The organism is Paraburkholderia sp. JPY465 (assembly GCF_050436725.1).
Lineage (GTDB): Bacteria > Pseudomonadota > Gammaproteobacteria > Burkholderiales > Burkholderiaceae > Paraburkholderia > Paraburkholderia youngii.
On record NZ_JBNDMT010000002.1, the window covers coordinates 500,286 to 523,618 of the forward strand.

General features: G+C 62.1%; 22 protein-coding genes. 4 read left to right on the forward strand and 18 right to left on the reverse strand.

Annotated elements, in window-relative coordinates; translation table 11 throughout:
• Window positions 1-65 precede the first annotated feature (65 nt).
• The 4 genes from QFZ94_RS04435 to QFZ94_RS04450 all read left to right on the forward strand — a co-directional run bounded on the left by QFZ94_RS04435 (window position 66) and on the right by QFZ94_RS04450 (window position 6,263).
• Entirely contained in the window at window positions 66-677 is a 612-nt protein-coding gene (locus QFZ94_RS04435) for a response regulator receiver protein (protein WP_429455706.1), read from the forward strand.
• A gap of 168 nt (window positions 678-845) precedes the next feature.
• Entirely contained in the window at window positions 846-2,138 is a 1,293-nt protein-coding gene (locus QFZ94_RS04440; RefSeq protein ID WP_429455707.1) for an NRAMP family divalent metal transporter, read from the forward strand.
• A 215-nt stretch (window positions 2,139-2,353) separates the two neighbouring features.
• Window positions 2,354-3,715 carry a metallophosphoesterase family protein gene (locus QFZ94_RS04445; protein ID WP_429455708.1) on the forward strand — a complete coding sequence of 454 codons (1,362 nt, stop codon included), beginning with the start codon at window positions 2,354-2,356 and terminating at the stop codon, window positions 3,713-3,715.
• Between the two features lie 148 nt (window positions 3,716-3,863).
• Entirely contained in the window at window positions 3,864-6,263 is a 2,400-nt protein-coding gene (locus QFZ94_RS04450) for an EAL domain-containing protein (RefSeq protein WP_429455709.1), read from the forward strand.
• Here QFZ94_RS04450 and QFZ94_RS04455 read toward each other — a convergent pair.
• From QFZ94_RS04455 to QFZ94_RS04540, 18 genes are all read right to left on the reverse strand, one after another.
• Window positions 6,244-7,155 carry a LysR family transcriptional regulator gene (locus tag QFZ94_RS04455; protein ID WP_429455710.1) on the reverse strand — a complete coding sequence of 304 codons (912 nt, stop codon included), beginning with the start codon at window positions 7,153-7,155 and terminating at the stop codon, window positions 6,244-6,246. The genes QFZ94_RS04450 and QFZ94_RS04455 overlap by 20 nt on opposite strands.
• Window positions 7,156-7,249: 94 nt before the next feature.
• The gene (aroE, locus tag QFZ94_RS04460; protein ID WP_429455711.1) at window positions 7,250-8,083 is read right to left on the reverse strand and encodes a shikimate dehydrogenase; all 834 of its coding nucleotides are present in this window, start codon (window positions 8,081-8,083) and stop codon (window positions 7,250-7,252) included.
• On the reverse strand, window positions 8,083-9,303 hold the full coding sequence (locus QFZ94_RS04465) for a CaiB/BaiF CoA transferase family protein (RefSeq protein ID WP_368581740.1): 1,221 nt from the start codon (window positions 9,301-9,303) through the stop codon (window positions 8,083-8,085). The genes aroE and QFZ94_RS04465 overlap by 1 nt, the downstream gene beginning before the upstream one ends.
• Window positions 9,303-9,764 carry a MaoC family dehydratase gene (locus tag QFZ94_RS04470; RefSeq protein ID WP_176120311.1) on the reverse strand — a complete coding sequence of 154 codons (462 nt, stop codon included), beginning with the start codon at window positions 9,762-9,764 and terminating at the stop codon, window positions 9,303-9,305. The genes QFZ94_RS04465 and QFZ94_RS04470 overlap by 1 nt, the downstream gene beginning before the upstream one ends.
• Window positions 9,765-9,767: 3 nt before the next feature.
• Complete coding sequence (locus QFZ94_RS04475; RefSeq protein WP_429455712.1) at window positions 9,768-10,160, reverse strand: VOC family protein; 393 nt, start codon at window positions 10,158-10,160, stop codon at window positions 9,768-9,770.
• On the reverse strand, window positions 10,157-11,107 hold the full coding sequence (locus QFZ94_RS04480; RefSeq protein ID WP_429455713.1) for a ketopantoate reductase family protein: 951 nt from the start codon (window positions 11,105-11,107) through the stop codon (window positions 10,157-10,159). The genes QFZ94_RS04475 and QFZ94_RS04480 overlap by 4 nt, the downstream gene beginning before the upstream one ends.
• A gap of 99 nt (window positions 11,108-11,206) precedes the next feature.
• Complete coding sequence (locus QFZ94_RS04485; protein WP_429455714.1) at window positions 11,207-11,527, reverse strand: DUF4148 domain-containing protein; 321 nt, start codon at window positions 11,525-11,527, stop codon at window positions 11,207-11,209.
• 131 nt (window positions 11,528-11,658) lie between these two features.
• The gene (locus QFZ94_RS04490; RefSeq protein WP_429455715.1) at window positions 11,659-12,414 is read right to left on the reverse strand and encodes a hypothetical protein; all 756 of its coding nucleotides are present in this window, start codon (window positions 12,412-12,414) and stop codon (window positions 11,659-11,661) included.
• Between the two features lie 376 nt (window positions 12,415-12,790).
• Entirely contained in the window at window positions 12,791-13,051 is a 261-nt protein-coding gene (locus QFZ94_RS04495) for a hypothetical protein (protein ID WP_429455716.1), read from the reverse strand.
• A gap of 426 nt (window positions 13,052-13,477) precedes the next feature.
• Window positions 13,478-14,008, reverse strand: a complete 531-nt coding sequence (locus QFZ94_RS04500) for a hypothetical protein (RefSeq protein ID WP_429455717.1) — start codon at window positions 14,006-14,008, stop codon at window positions 13,478-13,480.
• A 6-nt stretch (window positions 14,009-14,014) separates the two neighbouring features.
• Window positions 14,015-16,480: a glycoside hydrolase family 19 protein gene (locus QFZ94_RS04505; protein WP_429455718.1), complete on the reverse strand. Its 2,466-nt coding sequence runs from the start codon at window positions 16,478-16,480 to the stop codon at window positions 14,015-14,017.
• A 167-nt stretch (window positions 16,481-16,647) separates the two neighbouring features.
• On the reverse strand, window positions 16,648-17,403 hold the full coding sequence (locus QFZ94_RS04510; RefSeq protein WP_429457703.1) for a glucose 1-dehydrogenase: 756 nt from the start codon (window positions 17,401-17,403) through the stop codon (window positions 16,648-16,650).
• Window positions 17,404-17,468: 65 nt separating this feature from the next.
• Window positions 17,469-18,926: a serine/threonine-protein kinase gene (locus QFZ94_RS04515; protein ID WP_429455719.1), complete on the reverse strand. Its 1,458-nt coding sequence runs from the start codon at window positions 18,924-18,926 to the stop codon at window positions 17,469-17,471.
• Window positions 18,927-18,966: 40 nt separating this feature from the next.
• Window positions 18,967-19,845 (reverse strand): c-type heme family protein, encoded by an 879-nt coding sequence (locus QFZ94_RS04520; protein WP_368581734.1) that lies wholly within the window; start codon window positions 19,843-19,845, stop codon window positions 18,967-18,969.
• 231 nt (window positions 19,846-20,076) lie between these two features.
• Entirely contained in the window at window positions 20,077-20,922 is an 846-nt protein-coding gene (locus QFZ94_RS04525; protein WP_429455720.1) for a hypothetical protein, read from the reverse strand.
• 131 nt (window positions 20,923-21,053) lie between these two features.
• The gene (locus tag QFZ94_RS04530; protein WP_368581732.1) at window positions 21,054-21,605 is read right to left on the reverse strand and encodes a hypothetical protein; all 552 of its coding nucleotides are present in this window, start codon (window positions 21,603-21,605) and stop codon (window positions 21,054-21,056) included.
• Window positions 21,606-21,661: 56 nt separating this feature from the next.
• Window positions 21,662-22,588, reverse strand: a complete 927-nt coding sequence (locus tag QFZ94_RS04535) for a hypothetical protein (protein WP_429455721.1) — start codon at window positions 22,586-22,588, stop codon at window positions 21,662-21,664.
• A 21-nt stretch (window positions 22,589-22,609) separates the two neighbouring features.
• Window positions 22,610-23,233, reverse strand: a complete 624-nt coding sequence (locus QFZ94_RS04540; protein ID WP_429455722.1) for an OmpA family protein — start codon at window positions 23,231-23,233, stop codon at window positions 22,610-22,612.
• Window positions 23,234-23,333: the final 100 nt, after the last annotated feature.

Here is a 23,333-nt window from a genome sequence, read left to right on the forward strand (position 1 = left end):
TATGCTGCGGGAATGAGCAAGGTCAACGGCACAAAACGTGCATACCGGCTCGGGAGAAACGCGGCGTGTCATCTTCGAATCCGGGACCGACGGCAGAAGACAAGCTCGCCTTCTGCGTCGCCTGCACCGCACTGGACCAGGCGACTCGCGATCTGCAACAGTTGAGAAGTAACCCGGCAACATCGCTGAATGCGCTGTCAAGAGCGCAGCGCGACTACGAATTGACCCGGGTGCAATGGCAGCGCTGCCAGTGGCAACTGCGGGCCGCAACGGCCCACGCCGTGAAGAGACCATCACAATGCCTCGGCGCGGTCGTCATCGTTGGGCACGACAAGGCGGTCCGGGATTCTTTGCGTGTTCTGCTCAATGTAAAAGGATATGGACGCTCCAAAGCGCTCGGTTTCGACCATTGGCATGAAATATGGCTCGAGCCATCGCGCCAATTGATCATTCTCGACATTCCCGTCAATTCGATTACGACAGCGTTGTGGTTCGTGGAGAGCTTCGATACAAGCATCGATAAGCCGCGCATCATCGCGCTGGCGCGGCCGGAAGACGCAGCCAGTTTCGCTGGCAAGGTCGATGCCATCGTTGCCAAGCCCATCGTGCTCGAAGAATTGCTTTACGCAATCGACTTGATCCAATTGCAGACGAAGACTCCTGCGCATCATGGGTGACGGTGTCCGTCGGCACGGCCCGAAGTTCGTTCGTTCCCTGTAGAAGCCAGTATTTCCGCGTATTTCCACCGAAGCCGCGCTTCGCATCTGCTTGCCGAAGCCGCGCAACGCCGCCACGAACACCCCGGGCCCGCAATTTGCTAAATGTGGCGGCGAGGTGACATATATATGAACGACGATAAATTGATCGAGCCGGAATCCGCCGTACGCGATCCCGTCGAGCGATCCTGGATCAGACGCCTGGGCCCTGGCCTGATCACGGGCGCGGCCGACGACGATCCCTCCGGCATCGGCACTTATTCGCAGGCAGGCGCGCAGTTCGGGTTCAACCTTCTGTGGGTGATCCTGATCACGTATCCGTTGATGACCGCGATCCAGCTGGTGAGCGCGCAGATTGGCCGGGTGACCGGCAAGGGCCTCGCGTCGAACATCCGCGTGCATTATCCGGCGTGGCTGCTGTACGGCGCGGTCGCCCTGCTCGTCGTGGCAAACGTGATCAACATCGCCGCTGACCTGTCGGCGATGGGCGCCGCGGCCGGACTGCTGCTGCCAGGTCCGCAGCACCTTTATGTCGTCTGCCTCGGGACGTTCTCGGTCATCCTGCAGATTTTTGTCCCCTACGAAAGCTACGCGCGGATTCTGAAGTGGACCGCCCTATCGCTTCTTGCGTACGTCGCGGTCGCTCTCATCGTGCCGATCCCTTGGGGCGAAGTCGCGCGCGCGATCGTGTTGCCGCGCATCTCGCTGACGTCGGACTATCTGACCATGATCGTCGCGGTGCTGGGCACGACGATCAGTCCGTATCTATTCTTCTGGCAGGCGTCGCAGGAAGTCGAAGAAATGCGCTCGGCACCGCAACAGGCGCCGTTGCGCCGCGTGCCGCACCAGGCGCCCGCGCAGCTGCGAAGAATCCGCTTCGATACCTGGGTCGGCATGGGCGTGTCGAACTTCGTGGCATTTTTCATCATGTTGACGGCGGCGGCTACGCTGCATCTGCATCACATCGAAGTGAAAACCTCGGCCGATGCCGCGCGCGCGCTCGAGCCGTTTGCCGGGCGTTTTGCTTACGTCCTGTTTGCGCTCGGTATCATCGGCACCGGCCTGCTCGCACTGCCGGTTCTCGCCGGCTCGGCCGCCTACGCCGCCGCGGGCAGCTTTCGCTGGCGTAGCAGTCTGGCATTGCATCTGACGCTCGCGCGCGAATTCTATGCGGTGATCGCACTGGCCATCGTCGGCGGTGTGGCCATCACCTTCATGCATTTCGACCCTATCCGTGCGCTCTACTGGAGCGCGGTGATCAATGGCATTACCGCGGTGCCGATCATGGTCGTCATGATGCTGATCGCGCGAAGCCGGCGGGTCATGGGACAGTTCGCCGTCAAGGGCGTGCTGGCCTGGGGAGGATGGCTCGCAACGCTCGCGATGGCGCTGGCGGCGGTGGGCGTGTTCGTGCCGTCGTAACCAGACGCGTGTTCACCTCGAACCCGGCTTTCGTATGTGAAAACGATGCTTCGCAATTCGCGCCGCACGGGTTGCGCAACGGCAACCGTATCTGAACTTCCTCGTTTTACGTTCGTCTGAACGGTGCGTCCGGCCACGGACGGCGCCGCCACATGCTGACGGTTCGCCGACAACCGCGTGGCCGCTCCCCGTTCGACGATCAAGGAGGATTGCACATGCCGAAGAAGCGTTCAGACGAATCGCCAGCCGCACGCGGCAACCGCGGTAGCAGGATTCTCGCCGCGCCGGTTTTCTCGCAACCGCAGCCCACGCCGGACCCGCAAACTTTCGTGGTCAGGCACGCATCCGACACCGCGGCCTACAAGGTCATCGACGAACTGAACCGCGAGCACAAGCTGAAGGCGCTGCCGTTTCCGCCGCCGCGCGGCGGCACCGAGCCCCGGCTGACGTTTGCCGAAGTGGTGAACAACAACCAGAAGCTGCTCGATACGATCAGCGAGAGTGGACAGATCGTCTTTCACGCCACCGGCGATTGCGGCAGTACCAAAGGTCCGTCCACCCAGAACGAAGTCTCGGACAAGATGGTCAGCGACTTCGACGAAGCCGATCCCGCCGAGGTGCCGCAATTCAACTTTCTGCTGGGCGACATCGTCTACAGCTTTGGCGAGGCGCAGTACTACTACGATCAGTTCTATGAACCGTATCGCAACTATCATGCGCCGATTCTCGCCGCTGCCGGCAACCACGACGGAATGGTTTCGCCGTTGAAGCATGAGAAAAGCCTGCAGGCGTTTCTCAGGAACTTCTGCTCCGACTGCTTCCAGGTCTCTCCCGACGCGGGCCACCTTTCGCGGACCGCGCAAATTCAGCCAGGCGTTTTCTTCACGTTCGAGGCGCCGTTCGTGCGCATCATCGCGTTGTATAGCAATACGCTCGAGGACCCTGGTGTGATCGCGGACCGTCACATCGGCAACAGTCAGCTGAAGTTCCTGAAAGCGGCGTTATTGCGGGTGAAGAAAGAGAACTATCGAGGCGCGCTGCTGTTCGCGCATCACCATCCGCCGTATGTGGCGCGCGGGCGTCACGGCTGGAGCGTGGAAATGCAACAGCAGATCGATACCGTTTGCGATGAGGTCGGTATCTGGCCGCATGCGGACCTCGCGGGACACGCGCACAACTATCAGCGCTTTACGCGAACCCGTTCCGATGGCACCCACATCCCTTACATCGTTTGCGGCAACGGCGGTCACGAGGTGCAGCGGCTCACCACCAACGGACAGCCGCCCCTTCGCGCGCCGCAGCTGATCCAGGCCGCGTCGAAAGACACCGATGCGGTCGTCCTTGAAAGCTACGACGACCGCAACTTCGGCTATTTACGGCTCGTCGCCAACGCGAGGCAGCTGCGCATCGAATACCATCCCGCCGTCGACGGACCCAATACGAAAACCCCGGACGACCAGGTGACCATCGATCTGGCCACCCGACAGGTCGCTCATTATGTCGCTCGCGACTCGGGCATACCCGCTCTTGCGGAGCGCATTCGTCAATTCGCGCAGGTCCAGCCTCGCGAAGACTGACAGGTGCGCAACTCGTCCCGGTCCGATGCGATCCGCGGCTCCCGCTGGTTTCCCCGCATTAAAGATTCGTGAAAATCTACCGTAATCGTAAAAGTGAGGCGGCTCGCAGCGTTCGAGCCGTCGCTCCACCCGGTAGTCGGAGAACAGCGTGAGATTCAAAGCGGCCTCGTGCCCCAATAAACCCAACCCGATTGAGTCCCGGGTCGATAGCGACGCACACCCGAATGGCTGGTCAGCCCGCAACCAGCAGTTTCTTTCCTATTTCCTGTCGCGGTATGGTCAACGCAGGACCATACCGCTGACGAGTCTCTGCATCGCCGTCATTGCCGGCGTTGGCGTCGGCGCTCTCGTGCATCAAGCGGCCAGTGAAGCGGCGACTACTCTACGTGTTGCGTTGTCGATGATGTCCGGCGTCGCCGGCCTCGCGATCGTTCGTCGCAAACTCGGCCTGGATCACGCGCGGCAAAGCGCCGCCACCGCATTGGCGAGCGGGCTTCTGCATGCGAATCGCGACTGCCTGAAGGTGCTCTCTACCGACGGAAAAATGCTGCGGGTGTCGGAGCATGGCGCGATGTTGATGGAAGCGGAGTCGCCGGAGCAACTGTCCGGCGCGGACTGGCTCGCTTTCTGGACCGGCGAGGACCGCGCGGCGGCCGAGCAGGCTTTGGCGGGCGCCGCCGCCGGCAACAGCACATCGTTCACGGGAAGCTGCGCGACGACGCGCGGGCGCACCAAATGGTGGAACTCGACGCTCACGCCAGTAACAGGCGACGACGGCGCGGTGACCGCGCTGCTTTGTGCGTCGGAGGACGTCACCCAGCAATCGGAACTGTTGAAGACACTGCGCGAACGCGATGAGCTGATGCATGAGATGGAGTTGCATGTCCGGCTCGTGTTCTATTCGTATAGCTCGCATTTCGAACACTGTCATCACATCAGCGCGGGGGTCGAACGCGTGTTCGGCATTACGCCTCAAGAGCTCAGCAACCGGCCTTCGGCGTGGCTCGACCTCGTGGTGCCGGAGGATCTGGAGCCTTTGCTCGCCGAGATGAACCGCATCGCGTCCGAAGTGTCGGAAGGCCGCTTCGAATACCGCATCCGCCGCCCGGACGGTTGCCTGCGCTGGATCAGAAGCACGGCTTACCCCGTGTGCGATGGCTCCGCGAACGTGGTGCGCATCGTCGGCGTCAGCGAGGACATCACGCTGGAACAGGAACGCCTGGCGGCACTCGACCATCTGGCCTACACCGATGGGCTGACGGGGTTGGCTAACCGCGGCGCGCTGATCCGCCACATGAAGAAGCTTTGCAGGCAGAACGTCGCCTTCGGTCTGATGTTCGTCGATCTCGACCGCTTCAAGGTCCTCAACGATACGCTGGGCCATACGGCCGCTGACCGTCTGCTGCAGGACATCGCCAAAGTCATCCAGGGCGCGCTTCCGCCGGATGCCTGTGTCGCGCGCCTCGGCGGAGACGAGTTCGCGGTGATCGTCAGGGGCGAGAGCGACAAGGTCACGCTGGCAAGCCTCGCGCAGTCTCTTCTGAACCTGTTTTCAAGCGACGTTCGAAAAGACCACGCCGCGCCGTTCGTCACGGCGTCGATCGGCATATCCATCTATCCCGAGCATGGCCGCGATCACGAGGCGCTGCTGACGAGCGCGGACATCGCGATGTATGCGGCGAAAAAAGGCGGCCGCAACGGCTTCCGGTTCGCCGACGAAGCGTCCAGCGATGTGCTCGGAGATTTCGAACTGGAGTGCAATCTGCCCACGGCGCTGGCGTCGAACCAGTTCGTGCTGCATTTCCAGGGTATTCACGAGCCGGCCTCTCTGACGGTGAAAGGCGTCGAAGCACTGGTTCGATGGAATCATCCAGCGCGAGGTCTGGTGGGTCCCGGCAGCTTCATCCCGATCCTGGAGGAAAGCGGGTTCATCGTCGAAGTCGGGGCATGGGTCATGGACGCGGCCCTCGCTCAACTCGCCGTCTGGCAGGCCGCCGGCAAAAAAGGGCTGTCGATGTCGGTGAACGTGTCCGCGCGTCAGTTGCGGGATGACTCGCTGGTCGCGATAGTCGACCAGGCGCTGCGAAAACACCGGGTGCCGCCGCGCTGCCTGCAGATCGAACTGACCGAAAGCGCGTTGATGGAAAACCCCTCACTCGCGCAGGCAACGCTAATGGCGCTCAAGCGCCTGGGCGTGCGCATCGCCATCGACGACTTCGGAACGGGATACTCGAGCCTGCGCTATCTGGCCGATTTTTCGCCGGACATCGTCAAGATCGACCGCTCGTTCACGGCCAGGCTGGGCCGCGACTCGGCGGCCGCGTCGATCGTCCGGGGCATCATTCAGATGTCGCACGAACTCGGCATCAAGGTAACGGCCGAGGGTGTCGAAACGAATCAACAGCTGCATGCGCTGCGCGACGCAGGCTGCGACTTCGTGCAAGGGTTCTTTTTGACGAAGCCGATGAAGGCGGAGAATCTGGTTCAGTGCGAATGCTCTCTGTCCTCGTCCGCAGCAGCCTCGGCAGCTAGCGTCTGCTCCCATTGAGAAACAGATCCGCGACGACCGAGCGCAGCCATCGATTGCCGGCTTCGTGATGGTATTTCGCGTGCCAGTGCTGGCGCACCGCGAACCTGTCTACCGGAAAAGGACACGAATGGACCACGACGTCGTTCGTCCGCGCCAGCGTCTCGCCAATGTGCCGTGGCAAGGTAGCGATCAGATCGGTCGACTTGATGATCGATCCGAGTCCGAGGAAGCCGGGCAATTCGAGCACGACGTCGCGTTCGATGTTCTCGCGCAATAACGCCTGTTCGAGCAGTTGGCCGCCCGTGCCAGCCGCAATGACGACATGCCCCTCGCTGCCGTATTGCTTCAGACTCAGCCGCGCACGCACGCGAGGATGATTGCGGTTCGCAAGGCATACCCAGTCCTGCATATAAAGCTGTTGCTGGTACATACCGCCCCCCAGCCATGGCACGTGCCCGATCGCAAGATCCGCCTCGCCGGATTCGAGCGCCCGCTCCGTATTGCCGTCGATCCTTGCCGCTTCCAGCCGAACGCCCGGCGCCTGCGCCCGCAAATGCGCCAACATTCGCGGCAGCAGCGTAATGTGGCTCGCGTCCGTCATGCAAATACGAAAGCGTCGTTTGGCGGTGGCGGGATCGAACGAGATCTCCCAAGCAGCGAACCGGCGCAGCGACTCCAGAATTTCCCTGCACGGCCCGATCAGCGCGTCAGCCTGCGGCGTGGGCGTCATACCGCCCGGCGTGCGAACGAACAATGGGTCCTGCAAATGCTCGCGCAAGCGACCCAGCCAGATGCTGACCGTCGGCTGACTTTGCCCGAGCTCCTCTGCGGCGCGCGTGACGCTTCGCACGTCGTAAAGCAGGTCGAAAAGCTGAAGCAGCTTGAGGTCCGGAAGCTCAGTGGTACTCATGGCGGTATTGTCATTTGCAATATCGCCATTGTATCCATTACGTTATGCCCATGAATGGACGTCCGTACCGTGGGCCTCCTCGCCCCCATATGCGTCAAATGAGCGGAACGGTCAGGCGGTCGATGATCGCTTGCGTCTGCGGTCGAACGCCGCGCCACCACTCGAACGCCTCCGCAGCCTGCTCGACGAGCATGCCGACGCCGTCGGCGATGCCCTGCACGCCCGCATTTCGCGCGAGCCGCAGGAACGGCGTGAGTCCCTTTCCATACGCGAGTTCGTACGCGGTTCCCGCTGGACTGAACACCTCCGGGGGAACGGCGGGCAACTGACCGGTCAGGCTCGCCGATGTCGCGTTCACGACGAGGTCGAACTGCCCCATCCCATCGAGTTCCCGGTAGCCGCATGCGATCAATGGGCGGCTGCTCGCGACTTGCGCGACCAGCGCCTCGGCCTTGCGCACATCGCGATTCACGACGACCAGTTGCGCCGGACGCGCCGCGATAAACGGCAGCAACGCGCCACGCACCGCTCCACCCGCACCCAGCACGAGCACGCGCTTGCCCGCCATCGGCTGAGCGAGGTTCACTTCGATATCGCGCACGAGACCGACGCCGTCGAAGTTCTCGGCAATGATCCGGTCGTTTTCGAACTTCAGCGCGTTCACGGCGCCCGCGAGCGCGGCCCGTTCGCTGCGCTCGTCGGCAATCGCGAACGCTTGCAGCTTGAATGGTGCGGTGACGTTCATGCCTCTGCCGCCCGCGGCGATGAACGTCTTGACGGTCTCGGCGAAAGCGTCGGCGGGCTCGATCGGACCTTCGATCGCCGAGTAGCTGATGTCCTGTCCGGTCTCCTGCGCAAACAGACCGTGGATCAGCGGAGATTTCGTGTGGCCGATCGGATTGCCGATCACCGCGTATCGGTCGCTCATCACGCGCTCCTCTTCGAAAACAGCACGCCCTGGGTCTGCATCGCGTCGATTTCTGCGGCGCTGAATCCGAGCGACTGCGCGACTTCCGCGTTGTGCTGCCCCAGGTCCGGGCCGACTTCGCGGATAGACGTATCGCAGTCGGAGAAGCGGAACGGCAGGTTAGGCAGGCGCAGCTTTCCGAAGCGCGGATGGTCCTGCTCGATCACCATGCCACGCGCGACGATCTGCGGATCGTTGAGCACTTCATCGATGCGCTGCACTTTTGCGCAAGGCACGTCGACGCCATCGAGCAGCGCCAGCACGTCGGCGACCGGGCGCGCCGCAACCCATGGCTTCACGACCGCGAGAATTTCTTCGCGATGGGCGTTGCGTCCGTTCAGACGGTGGAACCTCGCATCGGTTCCGAAGCCGGCCGGACCGCCGTGCTGTTCGACGAGCGAAGCAAACCGCTTCCACGCATCGTCGACCTGCGCGGCGATCACCAGATCGCCATCGGCCGCGCGGAACACGCCGTACAGTGTCGACGTCGGCATGTCGTGCCCCGTCTGCTCGGGCAGCACGCCTTGCATCGTGTAGCACTGCACCGCGTACTCGTGCATCGACACCAACGTGTCGTACAACGCCATGTCGATGTGCTGGCCGCGACCGCTCTTCACGCGGCCGAGCAAGGCGGCGTTGATCGCGGCGACCGCGTGAATGCCCGTGTACATATCGCCGAGCGAGATGCGCATCAGCGGCGGCGGTTCACCCGGATTGCCGATCATCTGCATGATGCCGCTCTTCGCCTCGGCGATCAGACCGAAGCCCGCGCGATGCGCGTCGGGTCCGGTGTGACCGTACGCCGAAATCGAGCAGTAAACGAGACCCGGATTGCGCTCGGACAGCGCGGCATAGCCGAGGCCCAGCTTGTCGAGCGCACCGGGCCGGTAGTTTTCGATGAACACATCGGCCGAATCGCACAGGCGTTGCATGAACTCCTTGCCGCGCGGATCTTTCATGTCGACGCTGACGCCGCGCTTGCCCATGTTCAGTTGCAGGAAATAGGCGCTTTGCTGGTCGTCGAGGATGGTCGCGTGCTGCCGGCCGGCATCGCCGCTGCCGGGACGCTCCACCTTGATCACTTCGGCGCCGAGCGCCGCGAGGCAGCGGCCCACGTACGGACCGGCAAGAAAGTGGCTGTAGTCGACGACGCGAATACCTTCGAGGGGGCGGGCTTGCATCAGTTCGCTCCCGGACGGCGCGGCACCATCAGGCGATGTTCGCCGCGCTGGACGACCTGGCCGTCCTGATTGATCAGTTCGGACGGCAGCACCACGATGCCCCAGTCCGGACGGCTGTTGCTCGCGCGCATATTGCCGACGCGGAACTTGACGTGAAGCACGTCGTTGACCTTGATCGGCAGCAGGAAATCCCACGTCCAGCCGAGCGACATGCCGGGCAGAAAGCGATAGTCGCTCTGCGTCTTCAGCCCATCCGCGATCGACAGGCCGAACAGCCCGTGCGCGACGATCGAACCGAAGTGGCTCGCGTTCGCATATTCCTCGTCGACATGCACGGGCGTGTGATCGCCGGTCAGATCGGCGTAAGCGAGAATGCGTTCTTTCGTGACGGTATAGGTCGGGCTCACGCACTCGTCGCCCTCGTTCGCGTCGTCCCAGTACTTTTCGATGATCGTGCTCATGCTTTACGCCTCCGCGCGTGGATTGATCGCCAGCGCCTGCGCAACGCACGTGGCGGGTTTGGCCTGAATCAGTTCGACTGCGAGTCCATCCGGCAGACGCAGCCAGTTGCGCCCCTGCGGCATTTCACTGACGCCGAACGCTTGCGCCGCGTCGAGCGACGCCTCGAGGTCCTCGCACATCACGCCGAGATGCGCGAGCCGGCCCTCGGGACCTTCGTAGCGCGGATCACTGATGAACTGCAGTCCGCCGAGCGTCCAGTACTGACGCGGCTCGTCGCGCGTGCCATCCACCTCGCGCATGGTCATGCCGAAGACTTCTTCGAAAAAGCGGGTATGCCAGTGAATATCCGTCACCCAGATGGCGACGTGCTCCAGATAGGCTTTCGCGCCGCTCATGCCGTCGCTCCTTCTCGCTGACGGTCCGTCAACGCGCGCTCGATGCCCTTGATGCACGCGACGAGCGTCGAATTGACCGGCGTCGGCACGCCGAGGCGCTCGCCCCAGCGCACGACCGCTCCGTTGATGAAGTCGATTTCCGTGATCGAGCCTTTTTCGAGGCTCTGCAGCATCGAGGTCTTGAACGCGGGCGAGAGTCCTTCGGCCGCGAGCGTCCAGGCTTGTTCCGCTTTCGTCATCGAAAGATGGATGCCGGCGGCCTTCGCGGCTGCCATCGCTTCTTCGATCGCCGCCAACGCGGTAGCTTTCAGAACGGGCTCTTCGTACAGTTGCCCATACGTCAGACCGGTGATGCCGGTGATCGCGCCCGTCGCGACGTTGATCAGCAACTTGTCCCACATGGTGCCGAGGATGTTGTCGCTGATCGTGGTCGTCAGACCCGCGCTGTTGAACGCGTCGGCGATGGCGCGGACCCGGTCGGTGACCCGGCCATCGAGTTCGCCGACGATCGTCAGCTTTCCGTTCACGCCCGACTGGATGTGCCCCGGCGCCTTCAGCACGCCGCCCACATAGGTCTTGCCCGCCAGCACGCGCTCCCGGCCGACGATTTCGCTGAGCACGTCTTCATGGCCGAGGCCGTTTTGCAGCGACAACACGAGCGTGTCGGGTCCGACGAGATCGAGCGCGCCGCGCATTGCCGAATCGGTGTGGAAGGACTTGACCAGCACGATGACGAGGTCCACCGGCCCGACTTCGGCGGGGTTCATCGTCGCACAAACTTTTACGCGGCGGGAGCCGTTGGCATCGTCGACTAGCAGGCCGTCGCGGCGCATGGCCTCGACGTGCGCCGCGAAGCGGTCGACCAGCCACGTCTGATGGCCGCCTTCAGTCAGCGCGGAGCCGATCGCGCAACCCAACGCGCCGGCTCCCAGGAATGCGATCTTCATAGATGTCTCCGTGATATGGAGACGAAGATACGATTCCGACCTCATGCTGGCAATGCAATGGATGCAATAACGTCATTGCCGATTTTAATATCGAGGCTATCAATGCGTGCCCACCATTTGCCCGCTCTGTCCCGAGCTCATCGCCGCGGCGCTTTCCGCTCGGTGCATCGCAGCCACCTTCGCTTCCGCTGCCTGAATATCGGCGGGATACGAACCATCATCGCCCATCGACGGGTTGTATCCCGCCGCTTCCAGTTCCTCGAGTTCGTGCATGACCTCCGCACGCGTGAGTTGATGAGGCTGGGGCTCCGACACAGTTTGCGCCTCCGCGCTTGCGGAACTCGCCATCAACATCGCACCGGCGATCATGAGGCTCAGTAACGGGGAAACCGCGTATTGATTCAACGAATCGGATTTCATGATGTACTCCTTTTGACCTGAGGATGTATTCGCGCATCTGCATTCACTTCGGACCGTCTCGTCAGATCGTGAGTGTTACGCGATGCACATCCGGTAGACGGAGTTTTCTCGTTGGATATTCCCGGTCTTTTCTAAATAGAACTACCACGCAATCTCCGACGTTCGATCCCATTGCGCAATTGACCTGCGACGAACGCGCCGACGATCAGAGACAGATACAAGGCCACGAGATCGTGACGCCATGCGTTCAATGCAAGCTGATGCGCAATCAGTTTCGGATCGGGAGTTGGAAGGACCGCCCGCTTCGCTTCGACCGCTCGCATCATCCGGACAAAGCCTGCGGCGGACAGCAATGGCAGCACGATGACCCATGTCAACAGCACGGGCTTCATGCGAAGCGCCCAACGCATGTGACGCAAGCGAAACCATAGTCCGAGGCATCCGTGTATCCATCCCGGCGCGAGCAGCGCAAGCTGCAAACCCTGCGTACCGGTCGTCAGCAACTGGATCACGACACGCTCGTAGTCCGGTTCGAAGCCATAGAGCGTGGACGCGAGCCGGGTCGTCACAGCATGACGGATCAGCAGCAGCGGCAGGCTGAGTCCTGCCCACAGACGCACCCATTCCGCCAGAGGCAATGCCCAGTGACGGCGGGCATAAATCGTTCGCATCGCCAGCACGAAATGCAGCGCGGCCGCTCCGTATAACGCGATCGTTCCAGGCGCGCTGCGCCAGAGCCGCAGCGCCAGAACCAGACCGCGTCCGGCCAGTTCGAGCGACCAGATTCCGAGCGCGTGATTGAGCAGATGGAGAAAGAGATAGACCAGCAACACCACGCCGGAGCCGAGTTGCAATCCCCGCAAAGCGGCCTGCGTCCGCAACGTCATGCGAACGTCCCGCTGGTGTCGTGCGTCACGTGCGGGGCAAACGCCGCATCGTCGATCATGTTCATTTGATCACCCATCCGATGTCAGTCTTACCTGCAAGACCATCGAGATGCGGTGCTTATTCCCGATTCGACTCACGTCGCATCATCGGTTCGAGCGAGTACGACACGCTGGCGTGCCGGCGATGACAATTCGGCTCGTGTTGCACGAGTAGCGACTACACTGGAAGTCTTAGTTCGGCTGTCGGTCGTGCCACGCTTGGAATAACTGAATCAACCTTTCGACGCGCTGTCGGGTTCAATCTGAGATGTGTCCCGCAAAATGAGTTCTGTCGGTAGCGCTCACGGTCCCCACATTGGTGTCCAATCAAACATCATCACCCGATGAGAACCTTCCAAAATTTCAAATCATCCGATGTAGCGATCATCTTCACATAGCCCCCTTTAATTAAATATCGCTTAACCGTTGTCGTAGATGGCGTGAAATACAAATAGGCCTTGTCGACGACCACTTGACGTTGACCTTGGTGTGTGTTGATCTGTGTCCGATTGAGCGTCACCGAGTAAGGCCCATAGAAAAAATCACCAAGCGGATTTTTCTTAATTTTCCAGGTCAACTGTCCATCAAAGGAAGTCAAGTCCGCCACACCTCCCTTGGCACCGAAAAATGAGTCGAAGTGGATCTCAGCGTGTTGGCCATCTTTGCTTACGTGTGTCCCTCGAGGTTATCGATTCCGACTGCGCTGCAGTCGATCCGGTTCCGGACTGAGTTATAAAACAATATGATCCTATGACAGTGCCATCTGCTGCCTCCGTTCGTTTGATCTTGAAAGTCGAGTACGGCTTGCTCGAGCCAGCGATGTGCTCGATGAATTCCCAATCACCGGAAAAGTTGTACCCTTCGGCCCGTGAGCGGAGGATAAAGCGAGCACCCATCCCAGCACTATCAAAACGGGGAATTTTTCATTTATATTTTCACGCGCAAGCAATCGCCACCCTGTTCGACCATCCTTTAATATTTCCAATCCGGTTTTGATCGTTGACTATGAGCTCGGTGTGGACCATTAATTCATATATTCAGTTTGAAATCCTGAAAATTTATGTCCATCGAAATAGAAACAAAAATGGCCGTTTGTAGTCGATCGATAAACCAAAATAGAGCCATCAACGCATATCTTGTTGCCGCCCGCGGAGAAAGTCAGCTTTGGATTTTTCAAGATCTTTGAATTTATCATATTAACCTTCCCAGCGTAGTAATCGAATGGCATCGGATATGCGATCCCACTTTCCGCATCGATTACAACAACACTATCGCCGTAGTATTCCGAAGGGCGCCACTCTTTTATGTTTAACAGGATGTAGTGACCATTAAAATTTGCCGTCCGCCTTTCAATTGCATCTTTCATTTCCGAAACATGCCTCTCGCCACAAAAATCGATAGGAGAGTACATATATGAGCAATCGTTATGAGAATAAGCGATTTCCACATGACTAAATGGGTGATTGGCCGTGACAGCCAAGGACTTCGCATGACAAGTTACAGCGGTCGCGCCACATGTAGCGATCAACAAAATACAATGAAAGGTATTTTTCATGTTATATCAACGTGATTGAGAGATTTCAGCGAGAGTGCTTCTAAGCCTATTGGTGGAAGGCATATACGCGTGGTTATTCGCTCCCTCATAGTAGGAGAGCGAGCCATCAGAGATTCTTCCGTCTTTTATTCGACAGCCAGCGGGGGCCGCGATGGATGCCCATTCTTTAGATGCCGCATATTGAGCGTCATCTAAAGTTCCAACGCCCTGCCCGATGAACTTTGCCAAAACACCTCCGCCAGCATGAAAAATCAGGAAGTCACTGAACATTCTCTCTTGCGCATCCTCGTCATATTTCTCATCTCCCGTTAGACCCAGCCTGGCCTTTCCTTCTCGGAGAGTCGGAATGATCGTCTGGTACTTGCCCGTTGTATAAAATCGAGCAGGGTTCATGTACGAGAAATGCTCTGTCGCCAGTATTTCGTTTATTGTTTTCCCGGTAACGGTCCCCTTTGGCTTTGTCATATACGAATGGCCTACTGCGCCATGAACGCCGTTTGTTCCAGTGTTGTACGACTCATATCCACCTTCTCCCCCAGAAATGATGTCGCCAATTTTTCGAATCAACTCCGTTAACCTTCGTTCCGATGTAAGGAAATTCCCCACCAGCCCGATCGGATTGATGTGATACACATCCGATCCGGGGAAGCCAGGGACGCCCGCCGCCACCTCGTCCCACCACACCAGCTTCGCGATGCGCTTCTTCTCCTCTTCATGCTCAGGCCTGTGTCCGGTGCGCTCTTCGATGGCACTGACCAGCGCCTGCCACTTCGCCGGATTGGCCCATTCACTTTCGTGTTTCGCGATGAGGCGCGATGCGCGAAACGCGGCCCACGGAAATCCGGAACGCTGAGGGCTTTGTCCCGCGCTGCAAAGCTCGTCCGCCGCGTAAAGACCGTCACCGCCCGGATACAGGACGCGATAGATTGCGGCCATCAGTGGGCTTAGCTTGCCAAGTGAACCCGCACCGGATGCCTCAGTGCCAAGCGCATAGTCCACATAGTCGCCCGTGGTTGCAAAAATGGTGTGCGTCGGATCGTGGTCCTCGTCGTAACACTCGAAGTCGATCCAGCTTTGCGAAAACTCCCGCGTCACGCGACCGCCCTCGAAGCTCTGCTCACGTACCCATCCGCGAATAGGGTTGCCTCGCACATCCGCGCTGTCCACCTTCCACCAGCGCCGTTTCGTCCCGTCGCTGCCTGGGTCTTGTTCCATGAACACGTGACCGTCATCCTGCGGCAGCGCGGCAAATCGATAAGCCTGGACCACATCGGTCTGTTTCGGGTCCTTGCCGGATTGCCCATTGGCATGGTCATGGTAGAGGGTCGTTCCACGCGCCACGCGCACAATGGTGGGCTCCGGTGACAGGCCCAGCTCGCTCCACCGGTCCTCGTGCGCACAGTTGGCCCGAACCCAGTCGCGTCCGGACTTGATGAACTGCCTGATGCCCTCGCCGCAGAACACCTCGATGTGCGCCAGCCGCGTTCCGCTCGTACATGCGTTCAGCGAGTCATAGCGGCCAGGGTGGCCGATCAGGTCACCGGCCTTGACGGGAAATCCACCGGCTGTCCCCTGCGGATCGCCCGCGCTGCACGTCCGGTTGGTCGTGACAATCACCCGGTCGAACATCGAATCCGGCATGCGCTCTTTCGCGACCGGCCCGCCATTCTGCGCGCCCAGGCAAATCCATCCGCCCACCGCCGCGGAAGCTGCGACGTAGCCGCCCGCCTCGGGCGCATACAGCGTTGCTCCGTTCAGGTCCGTTAGCTGGCCCCACGTTGCACCATGCACCGTGTCAGTCTTGCCGATGCTGACACTTGCCCCCTGCGGCACGATGCCAACGATGGAGCCATTCGGCGTCCTGCGCACAGGCAGACCCACCTGCGACGGATCCGCAACCTGCCCACTGCGACCCGGCCGTGGCCTGTCCTGCGCAAACTGCGTCACCTGCCACTGCCGCGACCAGTACGCCGGTTTCTGCCGCTTCGGGAAGTTGTCATAGTCAGCGTTGGACATCAGGTGCATGTACAGGCTGTAGAACGTCAGCTGCGTGCCGCGCGGAAACTCCATCTCGTGCCGCACCAGGGCAAAGCCCGTGCTGTACGGAGCCCGAAGCGGCACGTTACTGCCGTCCACGCTTGCCTCGCTGACCGGATAGTCCTGGTTGGCGCGATACGCGATCAGCACACCATCCGCGATGCAGCGTAGTCCCGCGTCGAGGTCGAGCGCCTGCCCCGCGCCCGCCTCCGTGATGTGGAGGCCACCGTGCCACATGCCCTTGCGGCTGACGAGATACGAGCCGGACGGCTCGTTCGTGGCAAGAAGGCGATAAATGTCGTGCTCGTCGGTGAAACGGGTGGATGCACTGGCATTGCCTTGCGCCTTGCGCAGAAAGGGAAAGGCAAAGGCCAGTTGCTTGAGGACGGGAGGTTGCGGCGTCTGCGGGCGGTGAGGTGCCGGTTTGCTCGTCATGGATTCGGTGCTCTCCCGTTTAGCTGAGGTCGCACCACCTTATGACGAGCCCAAACTCAGCCTCAATACGGCGCGCTCCGAATTTATGCAAACAATTGTCAGAAAGAAAAATTCGCGAATTGGATCGGGCGCATGCCACGCCGTTTTCCTGCGTGCAGTGAAGCCTGTCAAAGCGTCGCCGTCACCCCACCATCGACATAAAGAACATGACCGTTGACGAAGTCCGACGCGCCGCTCGCGAGGAAGATCGCCGCGCCCACCAGATCCTGCACATCGCCCCAACGCCGCGAAGGCGTGCGATTGACGAGCCAGTTGCTAAACGCTTCATCGTTGACCAGCGCGTCGGTCAGTTCCGTCCTGATGTAGCCTGGGCCGAGTCCATTGACCTGAATGCCATACTGGCCCCAATCGATCGCCATGCCTTTCGTCAACATTTTCACGGCGCCTTTGCTCGCGGTATAGGCGGCAATATTAGGCCGGCCGAGTTCGCTTTGCACCGAGCAGATATTGATGATCTTGCCGCGCCTACGCGCGATCATGTGCCGCGCGACCGCCTGCCCGACCAGAAACACGCTATCCACATTGGTCTTCATCAGTTGTTCCCATTGCGCATGGGAGAACTGCTCGAGCGGCGCGCGCCGCTGCATGCCGGCGTTGTTCACGAGAATATCGATCGAGCCGATCTCGCTTTCCATCTGCGCCACCGCCGCGTCCACCGCGTCCGGAGCAGTCACGTCGAAACATCGCCCGTGCACCTTCGCGCCCGGGTCGCGCAGGCGGCTGACCGCTTCAGTCAGCCTCGCTTCATTGCGGCCGTTCAGCACGACTTCGGCACCGGCGCCCGCGAGCCCTTGCGCCAACGCATAACCGATACCGGTACTCGATCCGGTAACGAGCGCGCGGCGCCCACTCAGGTCGAACATCTGCAGACTGTGGTTCAAATCATCCCCCTTTTTGCATTCGATGTACCAGCGTTCGAGTCGTGAAGCTAACCCGATGAATCGAGATCGTGCCGGAATCGGCGGCGCTGCGCGGCGTCGGTGATGCAAGCTTCGACCCGTTGAACGAACTCGTCGAAACTTGCGGCATGCCGCGCCTCGCGACTGGCGATCATCTTCGCGATCGGCCCCACATAGACGGCCAGTTTAACGGCGACGGCATCGATGCTGGCCTGATCGATCGCACTGCCCGGTGACGTGCCTGCGGCGCTCGCGGGCGAGACAGCCGATACCTTCGCCGCAGCCGCCGCGACGCCTGAGCCCGGCGATGACGACGCGACCATCGACATATCTGGCGAGCCCGCCGTCAGCCGCGCGAAGGCCTGCTCGAATTCGAGCCGCGCCGTGTCGGGCAACCCCGCCGCCAGTTGCGCGCCGAGCGCCGGCAGGTCGCTCGCCTGGGTGGCCGCGCGTCGCACCAGCAGGCTCGCGAGCGGGCCCATGTGGATCGCGAGTTGGCGTTCGATGCGCGCGAGCATCTCAGGCGACCAGCTCCGCGGCGCCGAAGGCACAGGCATCGGCGGGTTGCCGCCAGCCGTCGCGTGCGCCGGCAAGGAAGCGGACGCGGACCAATACGCGGAGGGCGCCACGATAGTCCGGTCATCGTCGGCCGCGGCGGGTGAGACGGCCAACGACCTCAAGCTCGCGAGCCATTCCGCGGCCGAACCGAAGCGGTCGTCCGGCCGCCGCGCGAGTGCCCTGGCGAGCATCGCGTCGATCGCCGGCGGCAATGCGGAGACGATTTCCGATGGCCGGGCCGGCGCATCTTTGAGGATCTTCTGCCTGATCGTAGCCGGCGAGCCGACGAATGGCTGACGGCCGGTCAGCATCCGGTACAGCACGACGCCGGCCGAGAACAGGTCCGCGCGCGCATCGACCGATTCGCCCTCGAACTGCTCGGGCGACATGTAGCTCGGCGTGCCGATCATCCACCCGGACGAGGTTGCCGATGAGCCGATGCGCGCGACGCCAAAATCGGCGACCTTCAGCAGTCCCGCCGCCGTGACGAGCAGATTCGCGGGCTTGATGTCGCGATGCACGACGCCCGCCTCATGCGCATACGCGAGCGCGGCAAGCAATTGCGCAAGCCAGTGAAAAGCGTCCGAGAGCGGCAGCGGGTGGCCGGGCGCCAGCAAGGTATCGAGGCCATGTCCGGCGACGTACTCCATCACGATGTAGGCCGTATCGCCGTCTTCGCCGAAATCGTGGACCGTGACGATGTTCGGATGCGCGAGCCGACCGGCCGCGCGCGCCTCGTTGCGAAAACGCAGCAGCATGTCGCCGCTACTGTCCTCGCTGGCGAGGAGTTCACGGCGTACGGTCTTCAGCGCCACCGGTCTTTCCAGGTGCGGATCGAACCCGAGATAGACGACGCCCATGGCTCCCGTGCCGAGCACCCGGTCGATCCGGTACTTGCCAATCCGAGTAGGCGTTGCTTCGTTGCTCATGCGGGTTCCGATCGAGGGGCGCCTGGCCGATCACGCCAGCTTACGCCCCCAGCATCCGCAGCGCTTCGACGAGACTCGTTTTCATGCGGTTGAACGACACGGCGAGCGACGCGATTTCGTCGCCGCCGCGCGTCGAAAACGATGCGGTGTCGAGCTTGCCGAGGCTGACTTCATCGGCCGCGCGCGACAAAGCCTTGAGCCGCTTCGTCACGAGGAAATGCACCATCAGGTTCAGCGCGATCAGCACGCAGCCAAACACCGCGGCGAACGACAGCATGAACGTGCGCCACACGCTGTGCGCCTGTCCCAGCGGCAGCGACATCGGCACGGACACGACCTGCGCGCCGATCGTTTCATGCAAAGGCCAGTTGAAGCCGTTGGCCGGCCCGTACTTGTCGATCATTGTGCGCGGCGCCGCGCTGGGCGTGCTGTGGCATTCGAGGCACGCGGCCGAGTCGATGCGGGTCGGCCGCGCGATGTAGAGACTCGGGCCCGACGGCGTCGCGCGTTCGCCAATCAGTTCGGGCAGTTCGGGGTGGTCGTGCAGGCGCCGGATCACATCGGTCTCCCAGTCCGTGGCGCGGTCGCGCGGGTTGGTCGGATCGAGCATCGCGCTCTTGTACGAGAAGCCCGGAAATTTCTTCTGGATCGCGAGCAGGCTTTCGACCGCGGAATATGCGGGAATCGACTGCGGCACGAACGCGTATTTGATCTGCGTGGCAAGCAGCGGCGTCACCTGTTCGGACGTGTAGTTCTGCGCCGCGGTGGCGGCTTCGATCATCAGGCTCGCGTCGCGCACGGTCGTCTGCACCGCGTTTTGCTGCAACACCCGGTCGGCCACGAAGCCGGTCGCGGCGAATCCCGCGGCGAACACGACGAGGAAGGCGAGATTGAACTTCACGGTCAACGACAGGTTCATGGCTGCTCCACGCGAATGGTGTGCAAGGGCGTCAACGCCCGGTGGTGCATGGTATGTCAATGATGCTCGTCGTCGTCCGCCGTCGGTTTGTCCCGGTATATCGAGCCGGGGCCGTATGGTGGACGCACTAGCGGCGGTGCTGACGCGGGCCTTTTGGGTGGCTCGCTCGCCGGGCGCGGCGGCGGTGGCGGATGCAAAATCGGCCGCCATTCCGGCAAAACGTCCAGATGGCTATTGACCTGCGCGCGAAAGGCAGCAGTTTTCAGCCGCGGCACGAAGCGTTTGACGAAAGTGCCGCGCTCGCTGACGCTGCTCGTGAGCCAGTCCGAGACGTCGGCGTAATCGACGGGCGCGCAGTGGCGCGGCAAGTTCGTGTCTGCTCGGGAGCCGCCCCGCTACCCCGACCAACGCGTCCCGAAAGCCCGGCGGCATCGTGCCGATGAACTCCGCGGACGGCCGGGGTTGCGCGCGCAGGGGTTCGTCGGCATGTCGCTCGAGGTACTGGCCCGCGCGCAAGGTCAGTTTGGGCGCCTGGGCAGGGGCGCGAACGACGGCGATCGCGTCATCGCCGGACTCCGCGAAGATGGCGGCGCGCTCGCCGGAGGTCATCGTGACGACCGACCACGGACCATTGCCTGAAGGTTTGAGTTCGAGGCCGTGAAGCTCGATCGACAGCGGCGCTTGCGTGGCTGCGCTCGGGTTGCGGGTGACCTTGAGCCAGCCGCTGAGCATCGTGATTTGCAGCGGTCCCGCCGCGGCGTTTTGCGGCGCCGACGGCGCGTTGAGCAGCACTTGCGTTTGCGGCCCGAGCGCGATCAGCGTCCCCGCACTGTCTTCGAGTTGCGCGGACTTGCCGGCGTCGGTTTCGATGATGTCGTCGTCGCGCAGTCTGGCGCCCTCCCCGGTCCGATACAGCGAGGCGCCGCGAATTACCGACACCGGACTCTCGGCGAACGACACGACGACCTCCGCATGCACAAGCGGCACCGCCGACGCGAGCAGAGCCAACGCGCCGCGCGCGCGTGCGCGCAAGAAGGCCGACGCCAGCATGACGAGGAAACGGCGAGCGAATGGCATCATCGGGGTCCGACGTCGGGGGCTGCGGTACTGTGTATCGTAGACGGTCCGATTCGTCGAGGGGTTCACCGACGATCGCCGACGCACAACGTATTTGCCCCAATCGCGGCACGCGAACCGCCGCGCCCGCGTCAATTCGCAAACGTCGCCAGCTTGAACGTGCACGCAGTCGCCCCCGGCATCAGCAGCCCCTGCTCCACGCCGACGGGCACCTGACTCTTGCCCGGCCCGTATAGCCAGTAGGTGAAGTAAAGCGCTCCCGCATGACTGACCGCGAGCCGTTCCAACGCCTGGAATGGCCCCGAATTGATCTTGCCCAATTGCGGCACGAGGTTGATATCGGTCGAACCGCCGAGCGTGTGCGGAATCGCGTGGCCGCGATGGTAAGTCCCGCCGTTGGCGAGCGGGTGTCCGCGCATCCGCGTGGCGATTGCCTTGCGCGGCACCGCACTCTTTCCCTGACTGATGCCCCACGCCGCGACGAGGCGCTCGGTCGACATGTCGAACAGATAGGAAAACTGGCTCACGGTCGTTTCGAGCAAGTCGCACGATGCCACGCGCCCAACGTAGTCATCAGCCCACAGGTCGACTAGCAGCGGCGCGACCTCGTCGTTGAACGCGTCTGCCGCATGCGCTTGCGACAGGCGCGGCAAAATGCGGTTGAGTTCTGCGTAATCCGTCATACGTCACCTCGACAGCGCGTTTCGCGCGGGCTCGCTTCGTCCTCGCTTGGTCCTCGCTATCCGCCCGCTCTCGCGACCGCCTCCTGCAAGCGCCGCCGCACCTTGCCGACATCGATGCCGCCGGGTCCCGGCGTATCGATGATCGGCATATAGCGCGCGGGCGTATGCAGCAAGTAGGCCTGCATCTCATCGATCACGATCCGGTCGCTCGGGTCATAGCCGAGGTTCTCCAGTTGCCGGGTCAACTCCGCGCGTTCCTCGTAGCTCAGTACCTGCCACCAGAACGCGCGGCACGCGTGCGCGTATGCGCCGTCCGAGAAGTACTGCCAATGACCCAATTCGTGACTGAGGATCGCCGCCCTGACCGTGGCGTCGATCATCTCGCCGCCCGGCGCGCGACCCAGCCCGGGAATGGTGATCAGAAAGTCGTGTGCGTTGGCCGCTTTCCAGGTCCCCTGCTCGTCGCGAATCAAACGCCATCGCACGAGAATCGTCTGCAGAGTGCGCTCGCCCTGGTTCAGCACCACGCCCTGCTCGCGCGCGAGTTCGAAGAAATGCGTCAACTCCTCCGTGCTGAAGTTGTTGCCCGCCGTCAGCCCGGTCGGGTCGGTGCCGAAGCGCCGCGCGTGAGCCGCGATGGCCGCCGCCGACACCACCCGGTCGTGCGGCATGTCGCGGCGTTCGAGCAATGCCACCACGCGCGCGAACATCGCGCCCTGTTGCTCAAGGCTCGCCGCCTGCATCACATAGAGGCCGGGATGGTCCGTCACGGTGAACAATTGCTGGCGGGCGTCGGGCGCCAACGCGGCGGCGAGCTGGGCAAGCGGCAAGCGCACCGCGCCGGTGTCGTCGTCGACGGCGGCGGGTCGGTTGGCGGCATTGTTCGAGGCCTGCGGACCGGCGGCGACCGCGACCATAGTCACGCACGCGAACAGCAGCATCGCCCGTGTCGCGACGTCGCAATACACGCGATAACGTGTCATCGGCGGCAACCTCGAAAGCGCCTAATCCGTGACCGTGACGATCGTCACCCGACGGTTCTCGGGCGCCGTCGGATTGCGCTTGTTCAACGGATCGGAAGAACCCTTGCCGAGCGACGACAGCCGCTCCGCCGCGATGCCGTCCTTCTGCGTGAGATATTCGACCACCGCGGCCGCACGGTCTTCGGAGAGCTTCATGTTGGCATCGGCCGACCCGCGAGGATCGGCGTGCCCTTCGACGCGAAACCGGTACGCCGCGAGTTTCTCCGACTGCAATGCGCCGGCGACCTTGTCGAGCGCGGCCTTCGCGCTGTCGGTGAGCGTGGCCGAATTGGTGGCGAACGTGATCAGGATCTGCGCGGCGGGTTTTCTCGCGGCCGCGGGGCGCGGCGCGGCGGACGGCGGCTTGTTCGACAGCACGAAGCCGCGCGTCACGACGTTCTCGCCCGTCTCGCTCGACTCGTCGGGTTGGAGCGCGCGCGTCACCGACTGCTCGTTGATGTCCTGCTCGTGCAGGACCGGTTCGGCTGCGCGCGCGGCCGTGCACAGCAACGCAAGCACGCACAGCGCAGCGGACAGAACGCTGCCTGGAAAGCGTCGTGCGGGACAGGAATAGGTCAGGCGTGACAGGCGTGACAGGCGTGACATACGGCGATCTCCGCGCAATGGAGTTGCGGTAAGGCCGCCAGCGCCCCGTCTCGGACCGTCGGCGAACATCGGCGGGAACCGGCGTATGACAGCCTCATCA

What these genes read in the sequence shown, in the direction of transcription:
- QFZ94_RS04440 (WP_429455707.1), top strand. Translation starts at nt 846, where the DNA reads ATGAACGACGATAAATTGATCGAGCCGGAATCCGCCGTACGCGATCCC.
- QFZ94_RS04445 (WP_429455708.1), top strand. Translation starts at nt 2,354, where the DNA reads ATGCCGAAGAAGCGTTCAGACGAATCGCCAGCCGCACGCGGCAACCGC.
- QFZ94_RS04455 (WP_429455710.1), bottom strand. Translation starts at nt 7,155, where the DNA reads ATGAGTACCACTGAGCTTCCGGACCTCAAGCTGCTTCAGCTTTTCGAC.
- aroE (WP_429455711.1), bottom strand. Translation starts at nt 8,083, where the DNA reads ATGAGCGACCGATACGCGGTGATCGGCAATCCGATCGGCCACACGAAA.
- QFZ94_RS04465 (WP_368581740.1), bottom strand. Translation starts at nt 9,303, where the DNA reads ATGCAAGCCCGCCCCCTCGAAGGTATTCGCGTCGTCGACTACAGCCAC.
- QFZ94_RS04470 (WP_176120311.1), bottom strand. Translation starts at nt 9,764, where the DNA reads ATGAGCACGATCATCGAAAAGTACTGGGACGACGCGAACGAGGGCGAC.
- QFZ94_RS04475 (WP_429455712.1), bottom strand. Translation starts at nt 10,160, where the DNA reads ATGAGCGGCGCGAAAGCCTATCTGGAGCACGTCGCCATCTGGGTGACG.
- QFZ94_RS04480 (WP_429455713.1), bottom strand. Translation starts at nt 11,107, where the DNA reads ATGAAGATCGCATTCCTGGGAGCCGGCGCGTTGGGTTGCGCGATCGGC.
- QFZ94_RS04485 (WP_429455714.1), bottom strand. Translation starts at nt 11,527, where the DNA reads ATGAAATCCGATTCGTTGAATCAATACGCGGTTTCCCCGTTACTGAGC.
- QFZ94_RS04490 (WP_429455715.1), bottom strand. Translation starts at nt 12,414, where the DNA reads ATGACGTTGCGGACGCAGGCCGCTTTGCGGGGATTGCAACTCGGCTCC.
- QFZ94_RS04500 (WP_429455717.1), bottom strand. Translation starts at nt 14,008, where the DNA reads ATGAAAAATACCTTTCATTGTATTTTGTTGATCGCTACATGTGGCGCG.
- QFZ94_RS04505 (WP_429455718.1), bottom strand. Translation starts at nt 16,480, where the DNA reads ATGACGAGCAAACCGGCACCTCACCGCCCGCAGACGCCGCAACCTCCC.
- QFZ94_RS04510 (WP_429457703.1), bottom strand. Translation starts at nt 17,403, where the DNA reads ATGTTCGACCTGAGTGGGCGCCGCGCGCTCGTTACCGGATCGAGTACC.
- QFZ94_RS04515 (WP_429455719.1), bottom strand. Translation starts at nt 18,926, where the DNA reads ATGAGCAACGAAGCAACGCCTACTCGGATTGGCAAGTACCGGATCGAC.
- QFZ94_RS04520 (WP_368581734.1), bottom strand. Translation starts at nt 19,845, where the DNA reads ATGAACCTGTCGTTGACCGTGAAGTTCAATCTCGCCTTCCTCGTCGTG.
- QFZ94_RS04525 (WP_429455720.1), bottom strand. Translation starts at nt 20,922, where the DNA reads ATGCCATTCGCTCGCCGTTTCCTCGTCATGCTGGCGTCGGCCTTCTTG.
- QFZ94_RS04530 (WP_368581732.1), bottom strand. Translation starts at nt 21,605, where the DNA reads ATGACGGATTACGCAGAACTCAACCGCATTTTGCCGCGCCTGTCGCAA.
- QFZ94_RS04535 (WP_429455721.1), bottom strand. Translation starts at nt 22,588, where the DNA reads ATGACACGTTATCGCGTGTATTGCGACGTCGCGACACGGGCGATGCTG.
- QFZ94_RS04540 (WP_429455722.1), bottom strand. Translation starts at nt 23,233, where the DNA reads ATGTCACGCCTGTCACGCCTGTCACGCCTGACCTATTCCTGTCCCGCA.